General features: G+C 57.5%; 20 protein-coding genes. 9 read left to right on the forward strand and 11 right to left on the reverse strand.

Annotated elements, in window-relative coordinates; translation table 11 throughout:
• Positions 1–15 precede the first annotated feature (15 nt).
• Both narL and ubiT read left to right on the forward strand, forming a co-directional pair.
• A complete protein-coding gene (gene narL / locus Q674_RS28400; RefSeq protein ID WP_011786531.1) occupies positions 16–675 on the forward strand; it encodes a two-component system response regulator NarL in 660 nt (219 codons plus the stop codon).
• A gap of 90 nt (positions 676–765) precedes the next feature.
• Entirely contained in the window at positions 766–1311 is a 546-nt protein-coding gene (ubiT, locus tag Q674_RS28405; RefSeq protein ID WP_023008583.1) for a ubiquinone anaerobic biosynthesis accessory factor UbiT, read from the forward strand.
• On the opposite strand, the gene Q674_RS28410 is transcribed toward ubiT, so the two are convergent.
• From Q674_RS28410 to ubiU, 5 genes are all read right to left on the reverse strand, one after another.
• The gene (locus tag Q674_RS28410) at positions 1286–3274 is read right to left on the reverse strand and encodes a putative bifunctional diguanylate cyclase/phosphodiesterase (RefSeq protein ID WP_023008584.1); all 1989 of its coding nucleotides are present in this window, start codon (positions 3272–3274) and stop codon (positions 1286–1288) included. The genes ubiT and Q674_RS28410 overlap by 26 nt on opposite strands.
• Positions 3275–3363: 89 nt before the next feature.
• A complete protein-coding gene (locus tag Q674_RS28415) occupies positions 3364–3726 on the reverse strand; it encodes a DUF488 domain-containing protein (RefSeq protein WP_011786534.1) in 363 nt (120 codons plus the stop codon).
• A gap of 82 nt (positions 3727–3808) precedes the next feature.
• Positions 3809–5140 carry a ferric reductase-like transmembrane domain-containing protein gene (locus tag Q674_RS28420; RefSeq protein ID WP_031210014.1) on the reverse strand — a complete coding sequence of 444 codons (1332 nt, stop codon included), beginning with the start codon at positions 5138–5140 and terminating at the stop codon, positions 3809–3811.
• A gap of 90 nt (positions 5141–5230) precedes the next feature.
• Positions 5231–6130, reverse strand: coding sequence for a U32 family peptidase (locus tag Q674_RS28425; protein WP_022990848.1), 900 nt, complete (start codon positions 6128–6130; stop codon positions 5231–5233).
• A gap of 13 nt (positions 6131–6143) precedes the next feature.
• Positions 6144–7139 carry a ubiquinone anaerobic biosynthesis protein UbiU gene (gene ubiU / locus Q674_RS28430; protein ID WP_023008586.1) on the reverse strand — a complete coding sequence of 332 codons (996 nt, stop codon included), beginning with the start codon at positions 7137–7139 and terminating at the stop codon, positions 6144–6146.
• A gap of 283 nt (positions 7140–7422) precedes the next feature.
• Between ubiU and Q674_RS28435 the strand changes: the two genes are divergently transcribed.
• Positions 7423–9441: a methyl-accepting chemotaxis protein gene (locus tag Q674_RS28435; protein WP_023008587.1), complete on the forward strand. Its 2019-nt coding sequence runs from the start codon at positions 7423–7425 to the stop codon at positions 9439–9441.
• A 76-nt stretch (positions 9442–9517) separates the two neighbouring features.
• Here Q674_RS28435 and hemN read toward each other — a convergent pair whose 3' ends face one another.
• Positions 9518–10927, reverse strand: a complete 1410-nt coding sequence (gene hemN / locus Q674_RS28440) for an oxygen-independent coproporphyrinogen III oxidase (protein ID WP_014422464.1) — start codon at positions 10925–10927, stop codon at positions 9518–9520.
• A gap of 177 nt (positions 10928–11104) precedes the next feature.
• Between hemN and Q674_RS28445 the strand changes: the two genes are divergently transcribed.
• Positions 11105–12637: a cryptochrome/photolyase family protein gene (locus tag Q674_RS28445; protein WP_023008588.1), complete on the forward strand. Its 1533-nt coding sequence runs from the start codon at positions 11105–11107 to the stop codon at positions 12635–12637.
• A gap of 89 nt (positions 12638–12726) precedes the next feature.
• Entirely contained in the window at positions 12727–13983 is a 1257-nt protein-coding gene (locus Q674_RS28450) for a hypothetical protein (protein WP_011786544.1), read from the forward strand.
• 16 nt (positions 13984–13999) lie between these two features.
• Here the strand turns inward: Q674_RS28450 and Q674_RS28455 are convergent, their stop codons facing one another.
• A complete protein-coding gene (locus tag Q674_RS28455) occupies positions 14000–15688 on the reverse strand; it encodes an HAD family hydrolase (protein WP_011786545.1) in 1689 nt (562 codons plus the stop codon).
• Positions 15689–15756: 68 nt separating this feature from the next.
• Here Q674_RS28455 and Q674_RS40860 point away from each other — a divergent pair, with 68 nt between their 5' ends.
• Positions 15757–15897 (forward strand): DUF2256 domain-containing protein, encoded by a 141-nt coding sequence (locus Q674_RS40860; RefSeq protein ID WP_011786546.1) that lies wholly within the window; start codon positions 15757–15759, stop codon positions 15895–15897.
• Complete coding sequence (locus Q674_RS28460; protein WP_023008589.1) at positions 15897–17414, forward strand: FAD-binding domain-containing protein; 1518 nt, start codon at positions 15897–15899, stop codon at positions 17412–17414. The genes Q674_RS40860 and Q674_RS28460 overlap by 1 nt, the downstream gene beginning before the upstream one ends.
• An 18-nt stretch (positions 17415–17432) precedes the next feature.
• On the opposite strand, the gene Q674_RS28465 is transcribed toward Q674_RS28460, so the two are convergent.
• Together Q674_RS28465 and Q674_RS28470 are read right to left on the reverse strand one after the other, a co-directional pair.
• A complete protein-coding gene (locus tag Q674_RS28465; protein WP_023008590.1) occupies positions 17433–17894 on the reverse strand; it encodes a universal stress protein in 462 nt (153 codons plus the stop codon).
• The gene (locus Q674_RS28470; RefSeq protein ID WP_023008591.1) at positions 17866–19485 is read right to left on the reverse strand and encodes a BCCT family transporter; all 1620 of its coding nucleotides are present in this window, start codon (positions 19483–19485) and stop codon (positions 17866–17868) included. Before Q674_RS28470 ends, Q674_RS28465 begins: the two co-directional genes overlap by 29 nt.
• A gap of 104 nt (positions 19486–19589) precedes the next feature.
• On the opposite strand from Q674_RS28470, the gene cadR reads away from it, so the two are divergent.
• Positions 19590–20054: a Cd(II)/Pb(II)-responsive transcriptional regulator gene (gene cadR, locus Q674_RS28475; RefSeq protein ID WP_011786550.1), complete on the forward strand. Its 465-nt coding sequence runs from the start codon at positions 19590–19592 to the stop codon at positions 20052–20054.
• Between the two features lie 64 nt (positions 20055–20118).
• A complete protein-coding gene (locus Q674_RS28480; protein ID WP_011786551.1) occupies positions 20119–20760 on the forward strand; it encodes a cation transporter in 642 nt (213 codons plus the stop codon).
• Between the two features lie 5 nt (positions 20761–20765).
• Here the strand turns inward: Q674_RS28480 and Q674_RS28485 are convergent, their stop codons facing one another.
• Together Q674_RS28485 and Q674_RS28490 are read right to left on the reverse strand one after the other, a co-directional pair.
• On the reverse strand, positions 20766–21227 hold the full coding sequence (locus Q674_RS28485; protein WP_011786552.1) for a DUF6174 domain-containing protein: 462 nt from the start codon (positions 21225–21227) through the stop codon (positions 20766–20768).
• Positions 21212–23359 carry a M12 family metallo-peptidase gene (locus Q674_RS28490; protein WP_031210019.1) on the reverse strand — a complete coding sequence of 716 codons (2148 nt, stop codon included), beginning with the start codon at positions 23357–23359 and terminating at the stop codon, positions 21212–21214. The genes Q674_RS28485 and Q674_RS28490 overlap by 16 nt, the downstream gene beginning before the upstream one ends.
• Positions 23360–23427: the final 68 nt, after the last annotated feature.

The raw sequence follows: 23427 nt of genomic DNA on the forward strand, positions 1-23427 counted from the left end.
CAAAAGAGAGAAACAATGTCTGAGACACCCGCAAGCATTCTGTTGATCGACGACCACCCGCTGCTGCGCCAGGGCATCAAGCAGCTGATCGGCATGGAAGACGACATGGAAGTGATTGGCGAAGCCAGCAATGCCGCCGATGGCATCCGTCTGGCCACCGAGCTGGAGCCGGACCTGATCCTGATGGACCTGAACATGCCGGAAATGGACGGTATCGAAGCCCTGCGAAAGCTCAGGGAACAGAATGTCAGTTCCCGCATTGTGATGTTCACCGTCTCCGATCAGGAAGACGATGTAGTTGCGGCACTGCGCGCGGGGGCTGACGGTTACCTGCTCAAGGACATGGAGCCGGAGGACATGATTGCCCAGCTGCATCAGGCGGCCGTAGGCAAAATGGTGATCAGTGATCGCCTCACGACCCTGCTGGCCGAAGCCCTGCGTTCCAACAAACCGCAGCAGACCAGCCGCCCCGACTTCGACAGCCTGACGCCGAGGGAGAAAGACATTCTCCGGCTGATTGCCGAAGGCCTGTCCAACAAGATGATCGGGCGTAAACTCGACATCAGTGACGGCACTGTCAAGGTCCACGTCAAGCACCTGCTGAAAAAGCTGAACCTGCGCTCGCGGGTGGAAGTGGCCGTCTGGGCAGTCGAGGAAGGTCTGCACAAGGGCTGACTGTTCATTCCCCTGAGTTATATCAAATCCGTTTATTGCGGTTTGAGGTAGGCTCTCCCTATCTGTTTCATGATTCCAGGAGAGCCTGCCATGCTGCCTACCCTGCCCAGTTTCGGCAAATTGCCCACACCACCCGGGTTCGCGCAGCTGCAACGCCTGAGCAACCAACTCCAGCACAATGCCCTTGCGGGCCAGACCATAGCCGTCATCCAGGAGTATGCCCCTTCACCGGTGCCACTCCTGAACGGCATTGATCAGCGAATTCCCCTCCCCCTGAAACAACTGGCAGCGGAAGCACCCCTCAACCGGCTTTTCTCGGACGCCATTGCAGAAGGTGAATTCGACGATTTCGAGGGACGTCGAATCCGCCTCGAAATCAATGGCGGCCAGCCAGGCATTACCCTCGGTTACTGGGCCGGGCGCCTGCGGGTGCTGAACGGACCTGGTGAAGCCACTATTCGGGGGTCCGTTGGTGCATTCCGTACATTGGCGGAGCGAAAGCAAGACCCCGATCAGTTGTTCTTCCAGCGCCGGCTGGTTATTGAGGGGGATACTGAACTGGGGCTGGCCCTGAAAAACCTGCTCGACAGCCTGGACTGGCATCTGCGGCTCAGGGATTTTCTGAAACCCTGGTAAGCGCCCATTCCGGGAACGTTCTCCAACTGTTAATCCAGGCAGGGATCAGGGGCGCTTCAATGGGCGGAGACATGGCAAATCCCTGAGCGCATTCGCACCCGAGGCTCAACAGAATCTCACCTTGCCTGACACTTTCCACGCCCTCCGCAACCACCTGCTTTCCGAAAACCCGCGACAGACCGATCACCCCCTGAAGAATCGACAGGTTTTCACCGTTATCCTCAATGCCGGATACAAACTCCCGATCAATTTTCAGAGTATCGACAGGAAGGCGCTTGAGATAAGACAACGATGAGTAACCAGTACCAAAGTCATCCAGGGAGAAGGTCACCCCAAGCTCACGGCAATCCGCAATGGTTTGTACGGCTTTATCCAAATCCCCAAGTGCAGCGGTTTCCAGGATTTCCAGATCTAGCCTGACAGGGTCAACCCCCGGAAAGCCAGACAGGATTTTTTGCAGGTGCCCGGCAAAGTGATCAGACTGAAGATGGTTGGCAGCGATGTTAACGCTGACATTGACCCTGACGCCCTCTTGCTCCCAGCGCTGTATTTGCAGCAGAGAGTTTCTCAACACCCATTCACCAACCTGAATATTCAGCGTGTGATGCTCAATGGCGGGCAGGAAGTAACTCGGAGGGAGCAGCCCTTCCCGCGGATGTTGCCACCGGATCAGCGCTTCAACGCCCAAAACCTCTCCAGTCCGGAGATTAACCTTGGGTTGAAAATAAAGCCGGAACTCATCCTGGTTGAGCCCCCTGCGGATGTCCTCCAGTAACAACTGACGGGCTCGATACTGGCTCCGCTCGCCGGCATCAAGATACAGCCAGCCACTGCGCATCTCGTGTTTTGCCCGATACAGGGTATTATCCGCCTGCCTCAGCAAGCTGTCTGCGTCCTCAACGGCGCCATCCGGAAACAGGACAACACCAGCCGTAAACCCCGCGGAAACCTCAACACCGTCAAGTTCAAATGGCTGACTGGCCGTCAAACGCAGGGCTTCCAGCCGCGACTCGGCTTGGCTGGCATCCGGCAGCAACAATGCAAACTCATCACCACCTGTTCGCGCCAGGCAGGCATCCGCCGGGATCGCATCCAGCCACCGCCGGGACAGCAAGCCGAGCAATCGGTCTGCCGCATCTTCTCCGAGACAGTCGTTGAGATCCTTGAAATTATCAAGATCAATAGACACCAGGGCTGCCGAGTTCTCAGCTCTCACGTCATCGGCAAGGTATTCACGAATCCGGCGGACGATGCCGTTTCGGTTCCAGAGGCCGGTCAAGGCATCGGTATAAGCGAGCGTTTCCAGATGGTGCTGATATTCTCGGGCTTGTTCTTCCAGGGCCTGATTCAACCTTTCATGCTGTATTCGGGACAGCTCGTCTTCGGCCCTCAAGCGGGCCATTTTCTCCCGCATTAACTGAATCGTGCTTGATGAAAGCTTTCCGTAAATTTCCAACAGCGCGTTGACCAGCACCGAGGCGGAACCGCTCAGCTCTGCATCGACCCGGTTTTTTGCCTCACTGACTTCCAGGCCTTGCTGAACCAACTCAACCGTCAGAGCCATTCGGCGATCTGATTCGAGGATATGGAAGGCTAACCAGCGTGTGAGGAAGTCAAACAGTCTGGTTAACACCTCTTCCTGAGGTTCGCGGCTGTTGCGCAGCTCCTCAACCTGCGCAAAAAACATCTGGTGTGACTCGCAGTGGCTTTTCGCCATCGCTGCTTCACTGAGGGTTTTGTTCCAGATCGCTTCCTCGTATTCAAAATGAAACGCGGCGTAGGAAAGCAACTCATCAAGAATCTGATCGGGCGTTAACTCGGAGGTGTCCGATGCAAAGTGCCACGCCAGTCGATTCAGGATATTGACCAGCACCTTGTGCTGTTGATCAATATCATTAATGCCGGTCTCGAAATTCCGGTTCCAGGGGAAGATTTCGAAGGCATTCGGCACATTATTGGTCACAGAAGGACTCCCAAAACGGCAACCACCGTCTTGAGCATAGTTCAACTGCCAATAAATGTAGTTGTTTTAAATCAGAGAGCGGGGCTGTCTCAGAGCTGGTCGCTCAACGCAAAATCCCGCAACGCCACCGCATTATTATGGTCGGTATCTTTGGCCGCAAATACCAGCGTGACGCGTTTGTGCTCCTTGAGGATCTGCCGGAACAAATCCAGGTCCTCTGCGGCCCCATCAGACTTGAGCTCTTTGAAGTAGCGGTCTCGAAACCCGGGCCATCTGTCCGGGTCATGGCCGAACCACTTCCGCAATTCTGAAGATGGCGCAAGCCCTTTCAGCCAATGGGCAATGTCTGCGTCTTCTTTGGCAACGCCCCTGGGCCAGATGCGATCCACCAGAATACGCGGGCCATCTGAGCGGGCAGCGTGGTCGTAGGCTCGTTTCAGGCGGATGTCCATAGAAACCTCCCAACCGGCTAATGGTGTCCTTGAGCCTAGCCTTCACCCTTATGAATTCAAAACCCGCCATGACATAACGCATTTACCGCATCTCAAAAAACTCCCGATGCATCCGCCGGGCAGGCAGGCCCCATCTGCGGAATTCGTTGAACAGGGTCCGGGCCATGCCCACCGGGCCGCAGAACCACAGGCTGGCGCCTTGCCAATCCGGCACCGCATCGCGAATTTCCTCCGGTGTCAGTCGGCCTTCGGTACGACTGCATCGAATAACCAGGTTAACGCCCGCGGCTTCGGCATCCGCCCGCAGCTTTGTCAGAGCCTCCTCGCTGACATCGGCAGTGGGGTGGAACAGGTAGATAGTACGATTATCCGGTTTGCTAGCCAGGCGCCCCATCCGGGCAATAAACGGAGTAATGCCGATGCCCGCGCCTACCCAGATCTGAGTGCGGCAATCATCTTCAAAATCAAAACCGCCATAGGGCCCCTCCAGTGTAACCGGCATGCCCTCGCAGATCCGGTGGCTGGCCCGGCGGGTATGGTCCCCCAGTTCCTTGACCACGAATTTCAGACATCGGGTTTCCGGGTTCCAGTCTGAAGCAATGGTATAAGGGTGAGGGCCCTCCGCAGCATCCGACGTAATAAAGGCGAACTGCCCGGGGTTATGGACGGACCAGCCCTGCTCGACCCTTACCAGAAACTCGAAAACTCTCAGCTCCGGATATCGGGTTACCGAAACCACCTCCCCCGGCACCTTCCGGACCTTGCCCGGCCAGCTAAGCAGCAGTAAAACCGCTGCGATACTGCCGGCGACAACAGCGAACTGGGTCAGCCAGCCAATCGGCGCTGCCCAATAATCAAACTTCATCAGGATAAAGCTGTGCCAGGCCAGGGGCAGAAAGACCACCGCCAGCAGTTTGTGTGTTTTACGAAACAGGTGATAAGGAAAGGCTTTTACCAATGCCAGCACAATCAATACGGCCGCGGCGTAGAAAGCCCATTCTCCCAGGGTTTCTGCCAGCCCCCGCTGCCCCCTGAACCAGGCTTCCAGGCCGGCGAGTTGCTGTCCGGCCCCTTTGCCGGCCGGCTTCTCCAGCCAGCCCCAGCCCACCATCCACTTGGTGCCCTTGGCCCACCACCAATGCAACGTAGCCAGCACCAGTGAACCAATGCCCAGCCATTTGTGCAGCCGGTACACCTTGTCCAGGCCACCAACCCAACGCTCCAGAGACCGGAGACGCAGTGCCAGCACCAACGCAACTGCCATCATCACTACGGCCAGAATGCCGGAAAACTGCACAAACACAGAGCGGAACGGAAAGTAAGCGAAGGGGGAAACCCACAGGCTGTCGGAAACAAACCACAGGACGCTGACCAAAGCAGTCAGGCCCCAGAAAAATAGCGGGACGCGAGCCATAACAATAAACCCCAATGCAGTTTGAGTACCCTAGCAAGCTACTCCTGGTACATCGGCTACCTATTGACCTCAATCAACGCTCAACGGGCTTTACACAGACTTTACGATCAGATCCATTCCCGGCTTGCCATACCAGTACCCGTTGCAGGGTGGCGCTTCTACTAGCTGCAGCGGGTCGGCGACCGGCACTTCCCCCCGGCGTACCTGATCAAAGCGTTTGACCACTTGGTCCATACCTTGATGCTCCGGGCTCAGCCTCACGGTACTGACACCCATACGCTCCATCTCCGGTAGTTCCCTCATCAGGTCGTAGCGCGAGCCGGAGAGCGTGGAAATGCCATTAATCCGGAACAGCTCCTGGCTTTCCCGGGAACGTAGCTCCATGCCATCAGGATGCTCCAGACAACGGAATTCGCAGTTGTCTTTAGGCAGGTTGTAATGACGGGCAGTGAAACAGCGGGACGACCAGGCCAATGGCAGGAAGCCCCAGGAAAATACCTCGGCGGGCAGATCCAGACCTTCGCCCTTCAGCTCACTGATCAGCTGCTCCAGGGTTTCCTTGCCTAGTTCCACCGGCAGGTTCCAGCCCTGCAGACCCTGCCTGGCGAGGATCTTCAGGGTGGCCGTGTTGTAGATGTTCATGGACGGGCCGGTAACAAACGGAATCTTGTTGCGGATCGCCACCTGCAGGGCACTCTGGTCGTTGGCCTCCACCAAAAACTCATCCTGTTCGCAAAACCGACGAAGTCGCCGCAGATCCGCTTCGGATTCGATCAGCGTTAATGTGGAAAGCACCACGTTCTTGCCACAAGCCTTCAGATCCCGGGCCAGGTCGAGCCAGTCATCGGGCTTCAGTTCCCGGCGGCGGGAGCACACCACTTCGCCAAGATAGATGGTATCTACTGGCCACTCCGCAGCGTTAGCGTAGAAATCGAATACGGACTGCTTGGTCCAGAACCACAGAATCGGGCCAAGAGAGAGTTTCATCATAGCGGGCAAAACCTTATTTCCACTTGCGATGGTAGGCCCCGATGGTGGTCAGGCCACCCTCGGAAAGACCGGCGAGAGTGCGGTTCCAGGCACTGTCTACAGCAAAGCTGTCAGGGGTGGCCTGAACCCGGTCCAGGGCCTGGCGCCAGGTTCGGGCAACATCTGCAATGTAGGCCGGGCTGCGCTGGCGGCCCTCGATTTTTACTGCGCTGATACCCAGCCCCTTCAATTCCGGCAGAAGATCCATGGTATTCAGGCTTACCGGCTCTTCGATGGCATGGTACACGCTGCCCTCCACTTCAAACCGGCCCTTGCACAGGGTCGGGTAACCGGCAGATTCACCGGGGCCATAGCGATCAATGAGCACTTCATTCAGGCGGGATTCCAGCCCCTGAGAAGTTTCCTGCCAACGCACCGCCTTGGCCGGTGAACAGGCACCCCGGGTGTTGGGGGATTCATCCGTGAGGTAAGAAGACAGGTAGCAGCGACCCTCCGCCATAATGCACAGACTGCCGAAGGCAAAAACTTCCAGCTCCACTGGGCTATGCTTGGCCACATCCCGAACCTGATCCAGAGACAGCACGCGCGGCAGCACTGCCCGGCGGATATCGAAGTTGTCCTTGTAGAACGACAGGGCCTCATGGCTGGTGGCAGAACCCTGAACCGACAAATGCCGGGGGATATCCGGGTGCCTGTTTGCAGCGTAATCCAGCAGTCCCATATCGGCCAGGATAATGGCATCCACTCCAAGGCCGGCGGCACGATCCACCGCGACTTTCCAGTGTTCCCAGCCATCCGGTTGCGGATAGGTATTGATGGCACAGAACACACGACTGCCTTTTGAATGAGCGTACTCAATGCCCTCGGCTGCACGTTTGTCGTTAAAATTCAGGCCAGCAAACTGGCGGGCGTTGGTACTGTCCCGGAAGCCGAAATAGACCGCATCGGCTCCATTGTCCACGGCGGTTTTAAGGGCGGGAAGGCTACCAGCCGGGCATACAAGTTCCATGGTTTTCTCCGCTGAGCACGTTGCCGTGCACCTTACCGGTCAGCGACTTAGCCCACCTTGACCTTTGTCAGCGGATTGACAGAAACCTGTCAAATACCCCTTTGGTAATACTCTACGCATTAACCCCTACCTGAACCAAAACTGCATAAAACTCATTGCTTTAACTTTTTATTACAAGCACTTACATGTGGAAATCTACCCCCTCAGGTACCCCAAGGCGTCAATGGTCTGAACTGCTACACTTATCCACAATGGACGCCATTCTCAATGATGAGGCCCTCCCATGACTTTTATCAACAACCTCTCCATGCGAGGCAAGCTGATTACTTTGGTGCTGCCTGCGCTGCTGGTCATTGTATTTTTCGCGGTCCAGAGCATCTCCCGTAATATGGATGACCTGGACAACATGCAACAGCTCAATACCTTGGTTCAGTTGGCTGAGCTTGGGGATCCGCTGGTTGAGGAATTGCAGAAAGAACGGGGCCGTTCGGCCGTGTTTATTTCCAGCGCCCCGGATTCTGACGGCGAGCGCGAGGCAGCCCGCAACCTTCAATCCCAGAGACAAAATACTGACAGGAACCTGAGCGCCTACCAGAACGGAATCAAGGCACTGGCTGAAGAAGCCCGTTTTGACGGCAGCATTCAGGCAAGCGTCGACAAATTCCAGCGGGACATTGGCAATCTAATCAGTCTGCGCAGGGATATTGATAACCGGGTGTTGGCTGGTGCCGAATCCGGCGCCCGCTACACCAGCCTGATCATGGAAATCCTTAACCGTATTCCGTTGCTGGTGCGCCGGGCATCTGAGCCCGAGCTGGCCCGGCAGATCAATGCCTACCTTGCCCTTGCCGAAGCTGCCGAAATGGCAGGCCGTGAACGGGCTGCAGGGGCGTCACTGGTGCGCAGCGGCAACTTCGACCTGCCTGCAGTTGGGCAATTAGCGGCCCTGTCAGGGCGTCAGCAAGCGTATTTCCAGACCGCAATCACCATGCTGAGTGCAAATTCGGATATCCGTGGTCGGATTGAGTCATTTCCCGAAACCGCCGAGCACCGAAAAATGCTGGATCAGCGAGATATGCTTCTGAGCAGCCCTTCCGGTATGTACGGCCTGGAAGCCAGTGACTGGTTTTCAGCCTCTACCAACCGCATACAGGCCATTAACGGCATCCGCACTGATATGCTGTCACAGGTTGAAGCACTGGGCACCGCTGGCGTGAATGCCGCCAGAAGCAATCTGATCTGGGCATCGGCCATTGCCGCGACGTCAATCGTTCTGGTGGCTCTGTTAATGACCATGATTATTCGCGCCATTCATCAGCAGGTGAATCAGCTGCTGGAAGGTGTTCGAAACGCCATGGACAACAAGGACCTGTCGCAGGCGATTCCGGTCTCCAGCAAGGACGAGACTGGCACCATAGCCGAGGCAATCAATGAACTGTTTGGCCGTTTTAGCGAGGCCTTGCTGCAAATCGACAAGGCAAGCGTACAGCTGGCCACAGCCACCGAGGAAACCAGCTCAACCGCGGGCCAGAATTCCTCACAGATCAAGAACCAGCAACAACAGATTGAGCAGGTGGCCGCTGCCACCGAAGAAATGTCGGCAACCTCAGAGGAGATTTCTCACAACACCCAGCAGGTGGCGGACGCCTCCAGTCGGGCTATGGAGAAAAGCCAGACCGGCGAGAAGGTGCTGCACACCAGTGTCTCCCAGATCCGGGAACTGGCGAAGTCAGTACAGGACGTCAACCAGGTTATCGAAGAACTGGAACAACGCAGCACGACCATCAGCGATGTGGTTGATGTTATCCGGAAAGTTGCCGACCAGACCAATCTGCTGGCGTTGAATGCAGCGATCGAAGCCGCCCGGGCGGGCGAGCACGGACGAGGCTTTGCGGTAGTGGCGGATGAGGTTCGCACACTGGCGCAGCAAACCCATGAATCCACTACCCAGATCGAAGATATCATCAACGGCTTCAAGACCATCACCGACAACGCCAGCCGTTCAATTATCACCAGCCACAAACTGGCCGACCAGACCAGCGCGCAAGCCTCGGAGATGGAACAGACCTTTGCTGACATTCTGATGGACGTGAACAGCATTTCCGATATGGCGACCCAGATTGCCACTGCGTCGGAACAGCAGGTTGCGGTCACGCGCGAACTGGCGGGTAATATGGAATCTGTAAGCGAAGCTGCCCTCCTGACCCTGACCGGCTCCAAGGAAATCACCGAGGTCACCCAGGAACAGGCGCGGCTGGCCCGCCAGTTACAGGATCTGGCCAATGAGTTCAAAGTGGCCTGATCAGAAAACCCTCCACGACAACGCAAGAGGGCCGCCATGTGGCAGCCCTCTTGCGTTTGTGCTCATTGTTCTCCAGTCAGATAATTCTGGAGAACCGCTGGCTCGCCCCTTCCTTGCGGTACAGATCGAAGATCTGGCAAATGGCCCGGATCAGTAGGCGACCGGCTGGCTGAACCTGCAGCAAAGAACCGCAATCCGCAATCAACTCGTCCTGAATCATCGGCTTCAGGCGGTTCATTTCATCCGCGAAATAGCGGTCAAAATCTTCATTCCACTGTTCGGCAAACTGCTTGCGGTCCAGTCGGAACTGGCAGATCAGCTGGCCGATCACCCAGCGTCGGATGCGGTCGTCGCGGGTCAGGCCCACGCCACGAATAATCGCCAATTGGCCAGCATCGATGGACGCCTCCCAGGACGGCAGGTCGTGGTTGTTCTGGAAGTAGGCATCGTCGGTCTGGCCAATGGCTGATACACCCAGGGACACCAGGTCACAATCCGAGTGAGTGGTGTACCCCTGGAAGTTCCGATGCAGGCGGCCTTCGCGCTGGGCTACCGCCAGGCTGTCGTCCGGCTTGGCGAAGTGGTCCATGCCGATGTATTCGTAACCAGCTTCCAGCAAACGGTTGATGGTGTTGTGCAGAATCGTCAGTTTCTGCTGCGGACTGGGCAGTGTATCGGCCTGAATCCGTGTTTGCGGATAGAAACGGTCCGGCAGATGCGCGTAACTGAACACCGAAAGCCGGTCCGGCGACATCTCGATCACCGATTCCAGGGTTTCGGCAAAGCTTTCCGGAGTCTGGTACGGCAGGCCGTAGATCAGATCCAGGTTGATGGAGCGGAAGCCGATGCGGCGCGCTTCGTTCAATACCGACTCAGTCATGTCCCGGGGCTGGATACGGTTCACCGCCTTCTGCACTTCCGGATTCACATCCTGTACGCCCAGGCTGATACGGTTGAAACCCAGCTCCCAGAGGGTGGACAGAGTATCTTCGTCCACTTCCCGGGGATCGATTTCGACACTGTAGTCCCGATCGTCGCCGGACTGCAGGTTAAACAACTCACCGTAACCGGCCATCAGGTGTTGCATCACATCTCTGGGCAGGAAGGTAGGTGTACCACCACCCCAGTGCAGTTGCTTGACCGGGCGGTCGGCACCGAACAGTTTCGACTGGATGGCCGCTTCTTTCAGTACCCGCTCCACATAGGGCATGGCCTTGTCGCGCTTCTTGGTGATCACCTTGTTGCAGGCGCAGTAGTAGCAAAGGTGCGCACAGAACGGCAGGTGAGTATACAGCGAGATGGGCCCGCCAGCGGCCTTGCTGCGGCCAGCCGCCTTGACCATGTCTTCAATGGAATAGTTCGGGGTGAACTCCACCGCTGTTGGATAGGATGTGTAGCGAGGTCCGCTCAGATCATAACGGCGGATGAGCGCCTCATCCCAGATGAAAGCGGGCAGATTGTTTGCTGCAGCGGTATCAGAAGCCATAGTAAAACTCTAACGTCGAATAGGATCGGCATGCCGGAAAGCGCGCATTATGCCTGACCGGCGGCCGGCACGATTTGATGCGAATCAGCTGAGTGTACCAGCATACCCAATGAACCACCCTTGCGCCCATGGCGTATTCTGCCTACCTCTAAAGGATAAACTCAGCCGGAGCCCGTCATGGCCAATCTCATCCTGATCCTGGGTGATCAGCTCAGCCACCGTCTCTCTGCCCTTGAGGGCGCAGACAAGGACAACGACCTGGTCGTGATGGCCGAGGTCCACAGTGAAGCCAGCTACACCAACCATCACAAGAAGAAGCTGGTGTTCATTTTCAGTGCCATGCGGCACTTTGCCGATGCACTGGCGGAGGATGGCTGGCGGGTTCACTATCAGCGCTATCACCCGGACAATCCGGCACAGTCTATTGAACAGGTAATAGCGGAGCTGGTGCGGGAATGCCAACCGGAGCGAGTCATTACGACAGAATGTGGTGAGTGGCGTTTACACGAACAGATCAGCCGCTGGCACAAAACACTGGGCATCCCAGTGGAAATCCGGCCAGATACCCGCTTCGTCTGCAATATTGACGAGTTCGCCCGCTGGGCCGAAGGCCGAAAGCAGCTGCGCATGGAATTCTTCTATCGAGAGATGCGCAAAAAAACCGGTTTGCTGATGACCTCCGAAGGCCAGCCCAAAGGTGGCCAGTGGAACTTCGACACCGACAACCGAAAGAAATGGGCCGGCAAGCCTCCCGCCCCGGCCCCGTTCCGCGAGGAACCGGATGCCATCACCACCGAAGTGATCGAGCTGGTAAACGAATACTTTTCAGAGCATTTCGGCACCACGGAAAATTTCCACTACGCCGTTACCGCCGAACAGGCGCAGGGAGCGCTTGCCCACTTTATCGACTTCGCCCTGCCCTGCTTCGGCGACTACCAGGATGCCATGTCAGACAACGAAGACTGGCTATTCCATTCCATCCTGTCCCCCTATCTCAACACCGGCTTGCTGGATCCCATGGAGGTGTGTGAAGAAGCGGTACGGGCCTGGCACGCCGGCCGGGCGCCGCTGAATGCTGTGGAAGGCTTTGTCCGCCAGATCATCGGCTGGCGGGAATTCGTGCGCGGCATCTATTGGCTACTGATGCCCGGTTACGCCCGGGAAAACCGTTTGGGCAACAGCCGTGAGCTGCCCTGGTTCTACTGGACCGGCGATACAAAGATGCGCTGCATGCACAAAGCCATCGACGCCACGGCCCGCAACGCCTATGCCCACCACATCCAGCGACTGATGGTCACCGGCAACTTTGCCCTCCTGGCCGGGGTGAAACCGGAAGCCATCTGTGACTGGTACCTGGCGGTGTATATCGACGCCTTCGACTGGGTGGAGCTGCCCAACACTCTGGGCATGGTAATGCACGCCGATGGTGGCTACCTGGGCTCCAAGCCTTACGCCGCCAGCGGCAAATACATCCAGCGCATGTCTGACCACTGCCAGAACTGCCACTACCGGGTGCAGGACGCTACCGGAGACCGCGCCTGCCCGTTCAACAGCCTGTACTGGCACTTCATTGACCGGCACCGCGAGGATTTTGCCAACAATCCACGAATGACCATGATGTACCGGAACTGGGACAAGCAGAAGCCAGAGCGGCGGGAAGCCTTGCGGGCAAGGGCAGACTGGGTTCTGGCCAATATCGAAACACTGTGATCCGACTACGCCAAATGAGGTACGGAAAAGCGGGATTATGACTGCTATGCTCATACCATTGTCAGCAATCTCGACGCTTGAGTGCGCACATGGATGCCCGCAGCCTGATTATCGGATTGAGCCTTGTTATGGCCTCATTGAGCGTGAGGGCAGACCACCATGGCTTCAGCCTGTATACCTTTCTGGCACCGCCTTACCAGTATGCGGAACCCCAGATTCCGGTGGTTACCGGTGAAACCACGGAAACCATCCGCTGCGCCCTGAACAAGTCCGGATTTCAGGCCAGGATCAGTCTGATGCCGCAAAGCCGGGCCCGTTACTCGCTGGAACGCAACCTGGTGGACGGCTACTATGCCGTCGGGTCATCCGAGGAACTGGACCAATCCGCCGTTCGCTCGCACCCGGTCGCCCTGGAAAAATGGCACTGGTTCTTTACCGCCGAAGCCAAACCGGACCCCGGCACTGCAAGAATTGGCGTGGTCGGTGGCAGCAATGAAGCCATCTGGCTGGAAGACAATGATCTGAAACCGTTTATCACGGTTACAGGGGCTGAGCAGCTTCCAGCGCTTCTGGTACGAAAGCGGATTGATCTCGCTCTGATGGATCAGCGTGCCATGAACTACCTGCAGGACCAGAAATCCGGGGTAGATTGGTCACTGAATTCTGATTTTGTTCGGTATGCGCCTTTGCACCTGTATGTGAGCTCTCGCTTTTCTGCGGACCACCCTCGCTTCCTGTCCGGATTTAACGCACACCTCGCTGGCTGTGCAATGCCCAGTATGCAATTGTCCGAACAGGAAGCGTCTGAGGTTCAGGGGCTGGCGCAAGCACTGATGGCTGATCTCTCCGGCAACATCAATCTGACCAATGCCATCTACCAGGGGCCAACCTACGACAACCTGACCGATATCCTGACCAAGGACACGCTCTGGCAAGCGCTGGCACCCCACCATCCGACACCGCTGGCTGGCGAAATACTTGAGCTGCCGGCTTCCCGGGCAATGACAGCCTGGCAGGCCAGCCACGCACCACTTGTTACCGAGGTACTGCTGACCGACAAAGCCGGAGCGCTGGTCGCCATGAGCCGTTTGTCCTCAGACTACTGGCAGGGCGACGAGCCCAAGGTTCAGGAAATCGCTCTTGAAACCGACCGAGGCGTTGAGAGAAAGCGCGACATGTGGATTTCGCCGATTCGCTACGATGCCTCCACCGCCCGTTTCCAGGTGATGGTCAGCTTTCCGGTGCCGCTTAATAAACCCAACAACGGACTCGAAGGCGTGCTGGTACTCGGACTCGACATCGAACACGCTCTTCACAATCCTCCCGCCCCCAGCTCGGCAGAATAACCAACATCTTCCAGAGTCAGGGCGGCCCGACTTCGCAGGCCAGCACCAGAGCCCAGAACTCGGAGAAATCGTTAACCACTACATCCGGTTTGTCCGGGTGTTTGTGAGTACCGGGAAAAATCCGGTTCAGCCACGGCAAATCCCATTGGGCGCCGTTGAAGAACACCGCGGTCATACCGGCCCGTTTAGCCGCAATGATGTCAGTGGTAGAGTCGCCCACGTACCACACACTGGGGTCCGGTGGGTAATCCAGCTTCTGCACTGCCAGCAGCAATTGATCCGGGTGGGGTTTGCGCAGCGGGGTATCATCACCACACACGTTAACGTCAAACAGGTGTGTCCAGCCGGTATCTTCCACCGCCGCCAGTTCGTGCTCGAAAAACTCCCGGTCGCGGTTGGTGATCACGCCCACCTGGATACCCAGCTTGCGTAGCCCTTCCAGCATTTCCCGCACCCTGGGCTCGAAGGCTTTCACGGTGCCGTAGTGATTCCGGTAGTGATGATTAAAGGCTTTGTGGGCAATCTGCTTGGCGTCCTGATCCTCACCGAATAGCACTTCAAAAATATCGGTGCGGGAGATTTTGCGATCAGCCTTTACCTTGGGGTGCAGTTTGGCGAACTCTCGCACGTATGCCACCAGGCGGGCATCTTCCGGGGTTTTGCTGTCTTCCGGCGCCACCATCCGATCCATCAATCCCAGCTTGTGGAAATCCGGCAGCATGTCATCCACCGCGTGGTACATGGCATCGAGCGTGTCCACCAGAGTGGCGTGCCAGTCGAACAGGATCACCGCCGGGCGAATCAGTTTCACCACCGCCGGGTGCCAGTCAGGCTCGATGCGGGGCTCCGGCCGCTCTGGCGCCGGGAAAGGTTTCGGGCGCACCTCTGCCGGGCTGGAGGTAAACGCTTCGGAATGCTCACGTTCCAGCAGGGCAAGTAAATCCATCAGATCTTCAAAGCTGTCGAGAACAGCGGTCGGGGCGTCTCGCTTGGTGAACCAGCCGCTGACCCGGTCGGGCTCCCAGCAGGCACCGTTGTAGAACACTCCAGCCACACCGGCATGGTGTGCGGTAAGCATGTCCACATAGCTGTCCCCGATATACCAGGCGTGGTCATCCGCCTGGATCGACAGCTTTTCCAGCGCTTTGAGAATCACCTCCGGATCCGGCTTGTATTCAGTGACGTCATCAGCACACACGGTGGCATCGAACAAATGCAGCCAGCGGCCTTCGTCGACAATCTGCAACTCCCTGTCCAGGAACTCCCGGTTGCGGTTGGTGCACACCGCCAGCTTGATGCCCAGGGCTTTCAGGGCCGACAGATACTCATAAGCGCCCGGCTGAAACGGTTTCACCTGGCCGAAGTACTTCCGGTAGGCCTGGTTGTAGGCTTTATGGGCGATCAGCTTGGCAGCCTTGTTCTCACCAAAGATGGCGTTGAAAATATCCGTTCGGGAGACCCGGCGCTCAGCCAGAATCCGCGGGTGCAATCGGCGATAGATGCGAATGTAACGCACCAACCGGGCATCGTCTTCGGTGCGGCACTGGTCTTCAGGCAGCAACTGCTCCACGAGGCCCAGCTCTTCCAGTTGCGGTAACATCTCCTCCATGGCGCTGAACATGGCATCATGGGTGTCCACCAGGGTACCGTGCCAGTCGAAGATCAGGACCGAGGGTGGCAGGATGTTGTCGTCGAATCGGGACATGGCAAAACCTCTGGAAGCTCAGTCACGTATATCCACACACCTCTTTCAGTTAAACCCATAAACCGCCCATGCACAAAAAACCGCACTTACCTGAGAAAATCTGCCCGGCCTGCCACCGCCCTTTCACCTGGCGCAAGAAGTGGGCAAAGGACTGGGACCAGGTGAAATACTGCAGTGAGCGTTGCCGGCGCAATCGGGGGCCGCACTGATGGCAGTCGTGGTCTGGTTCAAACGGGATTTACGGGTGGAGGATCACGGCCCACTTTACGCCGCTGTGCAATCGGGGCAGCCGGTGGTGCCCTTGTACGTGGTGGAGCCGGAATACTGGCAGCAACCGGACACCTCCCGCCGGCAGTGGCAGTTCGTTGCAGAGTCTCTCGAATCCTTGCGCAAGCAGTTAAAACGCCTGGGCAGTGATCTGCTGATTGCTCACGGGGAGGTCATCAGAACCCTGGATGACCTGAAACAGCAGTACGGCATCACACAGGTGTTCTGCCATCAGGAAACCGGCGGGGACTGGACCTTTCAACGGGATAAAGCGGTGATTGCCTGGTGCCAGAGCCAGCAGATTGAGTTCCGCGAATGGCAGGGCTTTGGTGTCGTTCGGCGACTGGTCAACCGGGACGACTGGGACCAGCACTGGAACCGGATCATCAAAAGCACACGCCTGCCTGCACCCGAAGGGATTCGTTCGCCGGGTACCTCCGGCTGGCCGCAGAGCTTACCCGCACCCGCCCAGCTTAACGGTGGCCCATGCCCGGATCGTCAGGCCGGCGGCAGCGAACGGGCCATTGCCCTGCTGGATTCGTTTCTGGAACGGCGGTGCGTGGGTTATCAGTACAACATGTCCTCACCGCTTACCGCACCTCGCGCCTGCTCACGGCTCAGCCCTCACCTGGCCTGGGGCACCATCAGCCTGCGCGATGTCTATCAGCAGTCAAAAGAGACCGGAGACCACCGCAACACTCTGCCTCGCAAGAAGAAAAGCCTCACCAGCTTTCGCTCAAGGCTGCACTGGCATTGCCACTTTATCCAGAAGCTGGAGGATGAACCGGAACTGGAATTCCGTGCCATGCATCGGGAACTGGAGCACCTGAAAACCGGACCAAACAACAGCGAGCGACTGCATCGCTGGCAGGAGGGCCAGACCGGCTGGCCGCTGGTGGATGCCTGCATGCGCAGCCTGGAGCACACCGGTTGGATTAACTTCCGCATGCGGGCCATGCTGATGGCGGTGGCCAGTTATCAGCTTTGGCTGCACTGGCGGGACCCGGCACTGCACCTGGCTCGCCTGTTTACCGATTTCGAGCCCGGCATTCACTATCCCCAGGCCCAGATGCAATCGGGGCTCACCGGCATCAACGCCCTGCGCATTTACAACCCGGTGTTGCAGAGCCAGAAACTGGATCCGGAAGGTGAGTTCATCCGCCGCTGGATACCGGAGCTGGCCGGCGTCCCGGCGGAAATGATCCACACCCCATGGCTGATGACGCCGGCCCAGAAGCAGCGCTTTGGCGGCAATACCTATATTTCACCAGTCTGTGATCATGAGCAGGCAGCACGGGTGGCTCGCAAGGCTGTCGGAGAGTTCAGGAAGCAGCAAGTGAGCCAGACAGAGACGGACCGGGTTCTCAACCGTCATGGCAGTCGAAAGGGGCCGACACAGAACCGGCCCAGGACTGGCAGCCAGGACTCTGAACCGGCATCACAGCTCCCTCTTTTTTGATCCCAATGAACAAGGACCTTACTCGCTCTCTACAGGTCCGTCGCTCTCGTTTTTCTCCATACTGGGAAGCACCAGCACCGCACAAGGGGCATTGACCGACACATACTCCACCGTTGCCTTGCGCAACGGCCAGTGGCTGCCACCGCCACGGGAGACCAGAATCATCAGATCTGCACACAGCTGACCGGCCAGTGCCACCAGTTTCTCACCGGCCGAACCGGCCACCACGTGCAGGATCGCCTCCCGGTTCAGGGGCAGGTATTTCCGGGCCAGCAGATCCAGGTGGTGCCGCACCTGCTCTTCTTTGTCTTCCGGTGCTTCTTCGGTGACGTGAGGAAAGAAACCGCTGCCACCCGGGTTGAAGACACTGGCCAGGTGCAACTCGCCACCCTCCTCCAGAAGATTCAGGGCCGCTTCCAGTGCACGCTTGCCCTCCCCGTCGTCTTTCGGATCAATCGCGATCAGCAGCTTCCGGTACATAACCTTTCTCCTGTTTGGGTTCAGAATCGGCTTCCACTTCCGGGAAAGCGCGGCCTCGCACCAGCTCATCCACACTGTAGCCGCGATAATCGGCGTGCAGAGCGCGATAGAGGGACACCGCCATAAACACCAGCAATATACAGAACGGTAAACCAAGTGAAGTGATCACGTTCTGCAGAGCATCCAGCCCGCCGGCAAGCAACAGAGTGGCCGCAATTACCCCCTGGGCCGCCGCCCAGAAAATCCGTTGGCGAATCAGCGAAGGCTGGTCGTCCCTGCGTGTCAGCATATCAATCACCAGGGAGGCGGAGTCCGATGACGTGGTAAAGAAAATGACAATAATGACCACACTCAAAGCAGAAGCCGCCTCCGCCAGTGGAAAAACATCAAGAAATGCAAAGATGGCCACCGACGGATCCCTCTGCACCTGATCCGCCAGTGCCACCAGGCCATTCATCTCAACGTTGATGGCAGAGAGACCAAAGATGCCGAACCACACCAGCGTAAACGCGGTTGGCGCAAACAGTACGCCGGCTACGAACTCACGAATGGTTCGCCCACGGGAAATCCGGGCAATGAAAATACCCACATAGGGCGCCCAGGAAATCGTCCAGGCCCAGTAGAACAACGTCCAGTTGCGTTGCCAGTCCGACTCGCGAAAGGTTTCTGTCCAGAACGCCAGCCAGGGCAAGGCATCAAAGTAATCACCCACGCTCTGAACCATACCTTCGGCAATAAACACGGTAGGGCCCAGCGCAAATACAAACAGCAGCAACACAATCGCCAGCAGAATATTCACCTGGGACAGCCGCCGCACCCCTTTGTCCAGGCCTAGCGCTACCGAGGTCGCTGCAATGCTGGCAATAACCGTGATCAGCAGAACCTGAACCCAGCCCGCGGAAGGAACACCGAACAGGTAATTCAGTCCACTGTTCAGCTGCAACGTGCCCAGCCCGAGCGACGTCGCCACCCCGAACAGCGTGCCCAACACCGCGATAACGTCCACCGCCCAGCCCCATGGACCAAAGGTGCGCTCACCAAGAATCGGGTAGAACAGGCTGCTGATACGCATGGGAAGGCTGTGGCGATAGGAGAAATAACCAATGGCCAGCCCCGGCATGGCAAAGATGGTCCAGGTGTGAAGGCCGAAATGATAGAGGGCAATGGTCATGGCGTCGGTAGCGGCCTGCTCGGTGCCGCCCTGCACACCATCGAATGGCGGATTGGCAAAGTGGGACACCGGCTCAGCCACCCCCCAGAACATGAGGATAGTGCCAATACCGGCAGCAAACAGCATGGTGAACCAGGTGAGATTCGAGTAGTCCGGCCGACTGTCATCCGCCCCAAGGCGAATGCTGCCGTAGCGACTGAGCGCCAGACCAAGAAGAAAAATCAGAAGCGAAGACACCGCCAGGATATAGAACCAGCCCAGGTTACGGGCCACCCATCCGGTCAACTGCCCGAAAGTGCTCGCCACTGCCTGGTCAAAAGGAATCGCCAAAGCCACAAACAGCGCGGCAATAGCAGCTGAGCTAAAGAACACTCCGGGTATTGTCTGCAAGCCCAGTCGGTGTTGCAGGCGCTCCAGCACAGTCGCCTCCTCATTCCATGAAACCACCGCGCCACTGTACCATAGTGACAGTATCGTCTTCGGGCTGAGACTTGACCGATGTCAGGCATTCAAGGGAATACATCATGAAAATTGGAGAGTTGTCCAGGCAGGCCGGTGTTCCGGTAGAAACTATCCGTTATTTTGAAAAAATCGGGCTGATGGCCAAGCCAGAGCGCGGCGAAAACGGATATCGCTATTATCGTCAGGAACACCTCGACCGCCTCCTGTTTATCCGGCGCTGCCGCAATCTGGACATGGCTCAGGACGAGATTCGTGAACTCATCCGGCTGGCTGAAAAACCCACTGCCGATTGCTCAGACGTCAATGCTCTGCTGGCTCGACACCTGTCACATGTGCGGGCCAGGCTCAACGAACTGAAAAGCCTGGAACAGATGCTGGTCAACCTACAGAACGCCTGTTCAGACCCGCGGACCATCCGGGAATGTGGGATTCTGGGCGGGCTCAGCGACGAATTGGCCACCATCCCGGAACCCACCGCATCGGATAACCATGTACCAGGCACTCATGGATCAGGCCATCATGATTAGCAGGTGTTGACCCTGTAGCAACTACAGGGTTTTTAATGGAGACACTTAAACATTGGAGGTCTCTATGGCGTGTTCCTGTTCTGCACCTGAACCCAAAACTCCCGCTCCGGGGTTCCGAAAAGCGCTTTGGCTGGCGCTGTGGGTGAATCTGGTGATGTTTCTGGTGGAAGGCTTCGCCAGCCTGCAATCCGGGTCCGTTTCCCTGATGGCCGATGCCATCGATTTCTTTGGCGACAGCGCCAACTATCTGCTTTCTCTGAGCGTTCTGGGAATGGGGATGCTCTGGCGCGGGCGGGCGGCGATGGTAAAAGGTCTGACCATGGCCGTGTTCGGACTGGTGGTCTGGGGCCGGGCCGTCTGGGTACTGCAAAGCGGCATCACGCCCGAGCCACTGACCATGGGCATGGTGGGGCTGCTGGCGCTTGCCGCCAATGTCTTTGTTGCCGTGATGCTGTTCCGGTTCCGGGACGGTGACTCAGACATGCGCTCGGTCTGGCTTTGCAGCCGCAACGACGCTATCGGCAATATGGCCGTTATGGCCGCCGCACTTGGCGTGTTCGGCACCGGCAGTGCCTGGCCAGATCTGATCGTCGCAGCCATCATGGGTACGCTGGCCGTCACCGCCGGAGTTAGCGTGGTTCGCCATGCCCGCGCCGATATCAACGACGCGAAGCGTGACGCACAATTGCAGGTCAGCGAGACCTGAGTCCCTCAGAAAGGCTGGAAATCCGATAGACGGTAGGAGAATTCATCGTCTGCGATGAATGGGCTACCGTCCACTTCCAGCCGTACCGGGAACCCATAGCGTTGATCGTACTCAGCGACCAGGGTTTCTGCACTGTGCCGGGCTTTATCAATAACACCCAACAAACCATCAATGGTCAGGCGCCTGGGGTCCAGAATATCCGGATGGTTGATCGGCTGTTCCAAACCTTCAACATCGATCACCGTTCCCTCGCGCACAGTAACTCGCATGGGCTGGAGCAGGTCGGGAGGGCAGAAACAGGTTTGCCACACCGTAACCTCGTAACTGTCGATACCATGGGCTTGCCAAACGGCCTGAGCCTGTTGAAAATCCAGCACCGGGGTATTGTCTTTGCCGGCGCCGGCGCAACCCGCCGCCAGCAATGACACCACCAGCACCAGGCCTGTGCAGGTTATCTGACGTTCCACCACCGCCTCCTTCTGACGATCACGGCCGTCAGAGCAACCAGCAACCACCCCGCGCCCAGGCCGCCACCGCCACCGGATGAATCGCCACCCTGGTCTTCGTCGGTCGAGGTTTCCTCGAGCTCCGGCATGATTGCCGGAACCGTCTCACTGCTGGCAAACTGACCACCGTTGATAGCAACCAGTCGGTATTCGTAGGTATAACCCGCCACCGGTGTCTCATCGACATAGCTCTCGGTACCGTAAGGAACCGTTGCCAGCAACTGCCACGGGGTATATTCAGTTCCTGTACGGCGGCGTTCAATCCGATATCCGGTCTGAGGACCAGCATTCTCGGTCCAGGCCAGCAGCACACGGCCCGCCTCGGCCACAGCGGTCAGCCCCTCGGGAGCAACAGGGGCGTTGTTCCAGCTTATGCTCGCTGAATTGCCGGGCAATGAACGCACGCCCTCCAGCACGGCCACCACGCGATAGGCATACTCACCAGTCGCGATCAAAGACGCATCGCGGTACTGATTCGTGCCCGCAGACAAGGTCACAGACAGGTCGGAATAGGCGGTCTCGCCAGGGGCCATGCGTTGCACAACATAGCCAGCTTCTGTGGTCTCGCTTGGTTGCCATTGCAGAAACGCACTCCGGGCCTCCGGTGTCACCACCAGGTCACCAGGTGCCGCAACCGCGGTGGGCGCCACCTCAAAACGGCTTTCCAGCGTATTGTTGGCCGGCTGCAAATCCAGTACTTCACCACTCAAGCTGATCAGGGAGACCCGTTGATTCAGGGTCAGATTGGCTTCGGTGCCTGAATATGCCTGAATCGCGAGCTGGTGTCCCTGAGCATCGGGGATAAGATCGGAACAGCTATAGGACCGGGATGAGATCTCGCAAGGCACACTGTCAACGGTGACCATCTCCAGCCGGGTGTCTTTGCCCGACAGTTCGCCCGTCACTTCCAGCCGGTCTGCATTTTCAGAAGCGCTCTGATAGCCAATATCAAAAAAGGCCTGGAACTGGCTCTGTCCCGGTACCCTCTCAGGATTTGTTGTTACTGCCGTGAGCATGGTATCGGCCGGAAAATTGAAGCACTGTTCCAGCGCCGGTTGCTGGTTAATGGTATTAATCAGGTTGGTTTCAGAACACGACGAAAACCGGGTCGCATCCGGGTTTGCCCAGGGGCTCATGATGAATCCGGTCGAACAGCTGTTCTGCTGCTCATCATGATTGGCACCGAAATTATGACCGAGCTCATGGGCAACGACGACGGCGGTCAGGACGTTGGAGTCAAACGCATTGGTGACGCCGGTACCGTAACCGTTGCCATCACACAGAGTGCCCACCCAGGCCAGCCCGGCCGTGCTTCCATCAAAATCCCTTCCGCTCACCAGATGCAACAGGGCGCGCCGATTCTGCTGAAACGGAAGATTACCGCCGGCCACCTGCGTCTGCACATCATCCAGCAGATCATTCGCTGAAGTGGATGTAGTGAAGGTATTCGTCTTCAGGAAAGTAAGACTCAGGGTGTCCAGGCCAATACCAAACTGCTCGAAATAGAACCCTTCCACCAGATTCAGAATACTGACGGCCCGGTCCTGGAAATCATCGGGGAAACGTTGCTGGAATTCGAGATCGAACACCACCTCCAGCTCCAGCAGCAGGCAGGCTCCTTCTACCCGGCTGTCGCAGAGGCTGTCGTAGCTCGCAGACACCGCCTGCGCCATCATTGGCGTAAGAACACGATCAGGAGCAATAACGGCACTGCTGTGTACATGGTCAACACCGCAGTTGGGAGCGACATCAAACCCAAAGCTCTTAGTGACCAACTGCTGACTGTCCTGCCGGCCACCAATCACATGCATACGCCCAAACAGGTAGGCCATACCTTCCCAGCCATTCTGCAGGCGAGACACCCTTACCCAGCTGTCCGGGTCGACCGCCACCTTACCCTGGAAGTGGCGGCCCGAGGCGAGTGCCTGGTGCGCCCCCAGGGCTGAGACCAGCCGATTGTTGGCTTGCAGCTCAACTTCGTAATCCTGGCCATCTATCCACAACTCCAGTGACTCCGAAGCACTGGCATGAATTGAAAACAACAACAGCCAGACATGAACCAGTATCGGGAAAAGGTACAGCAAACGTCTCACGGGCGAATCCTTTTCTGTTAAGGCAATTGGAATTCGCGCAAACTAATAGGCTTGGCAGGGCGAGACCA

The organism is Marinobacter sp. EVN1 (assembly GCF_000475375.1).
In the GTDB taxonomy this organism is placed as follows: Bacteria; Pseudomonadota; Gammaproteobacteria; order Pseudomonadales; family Oleiphilaceae; genus Marinobacter; species Marinobacter nauticus.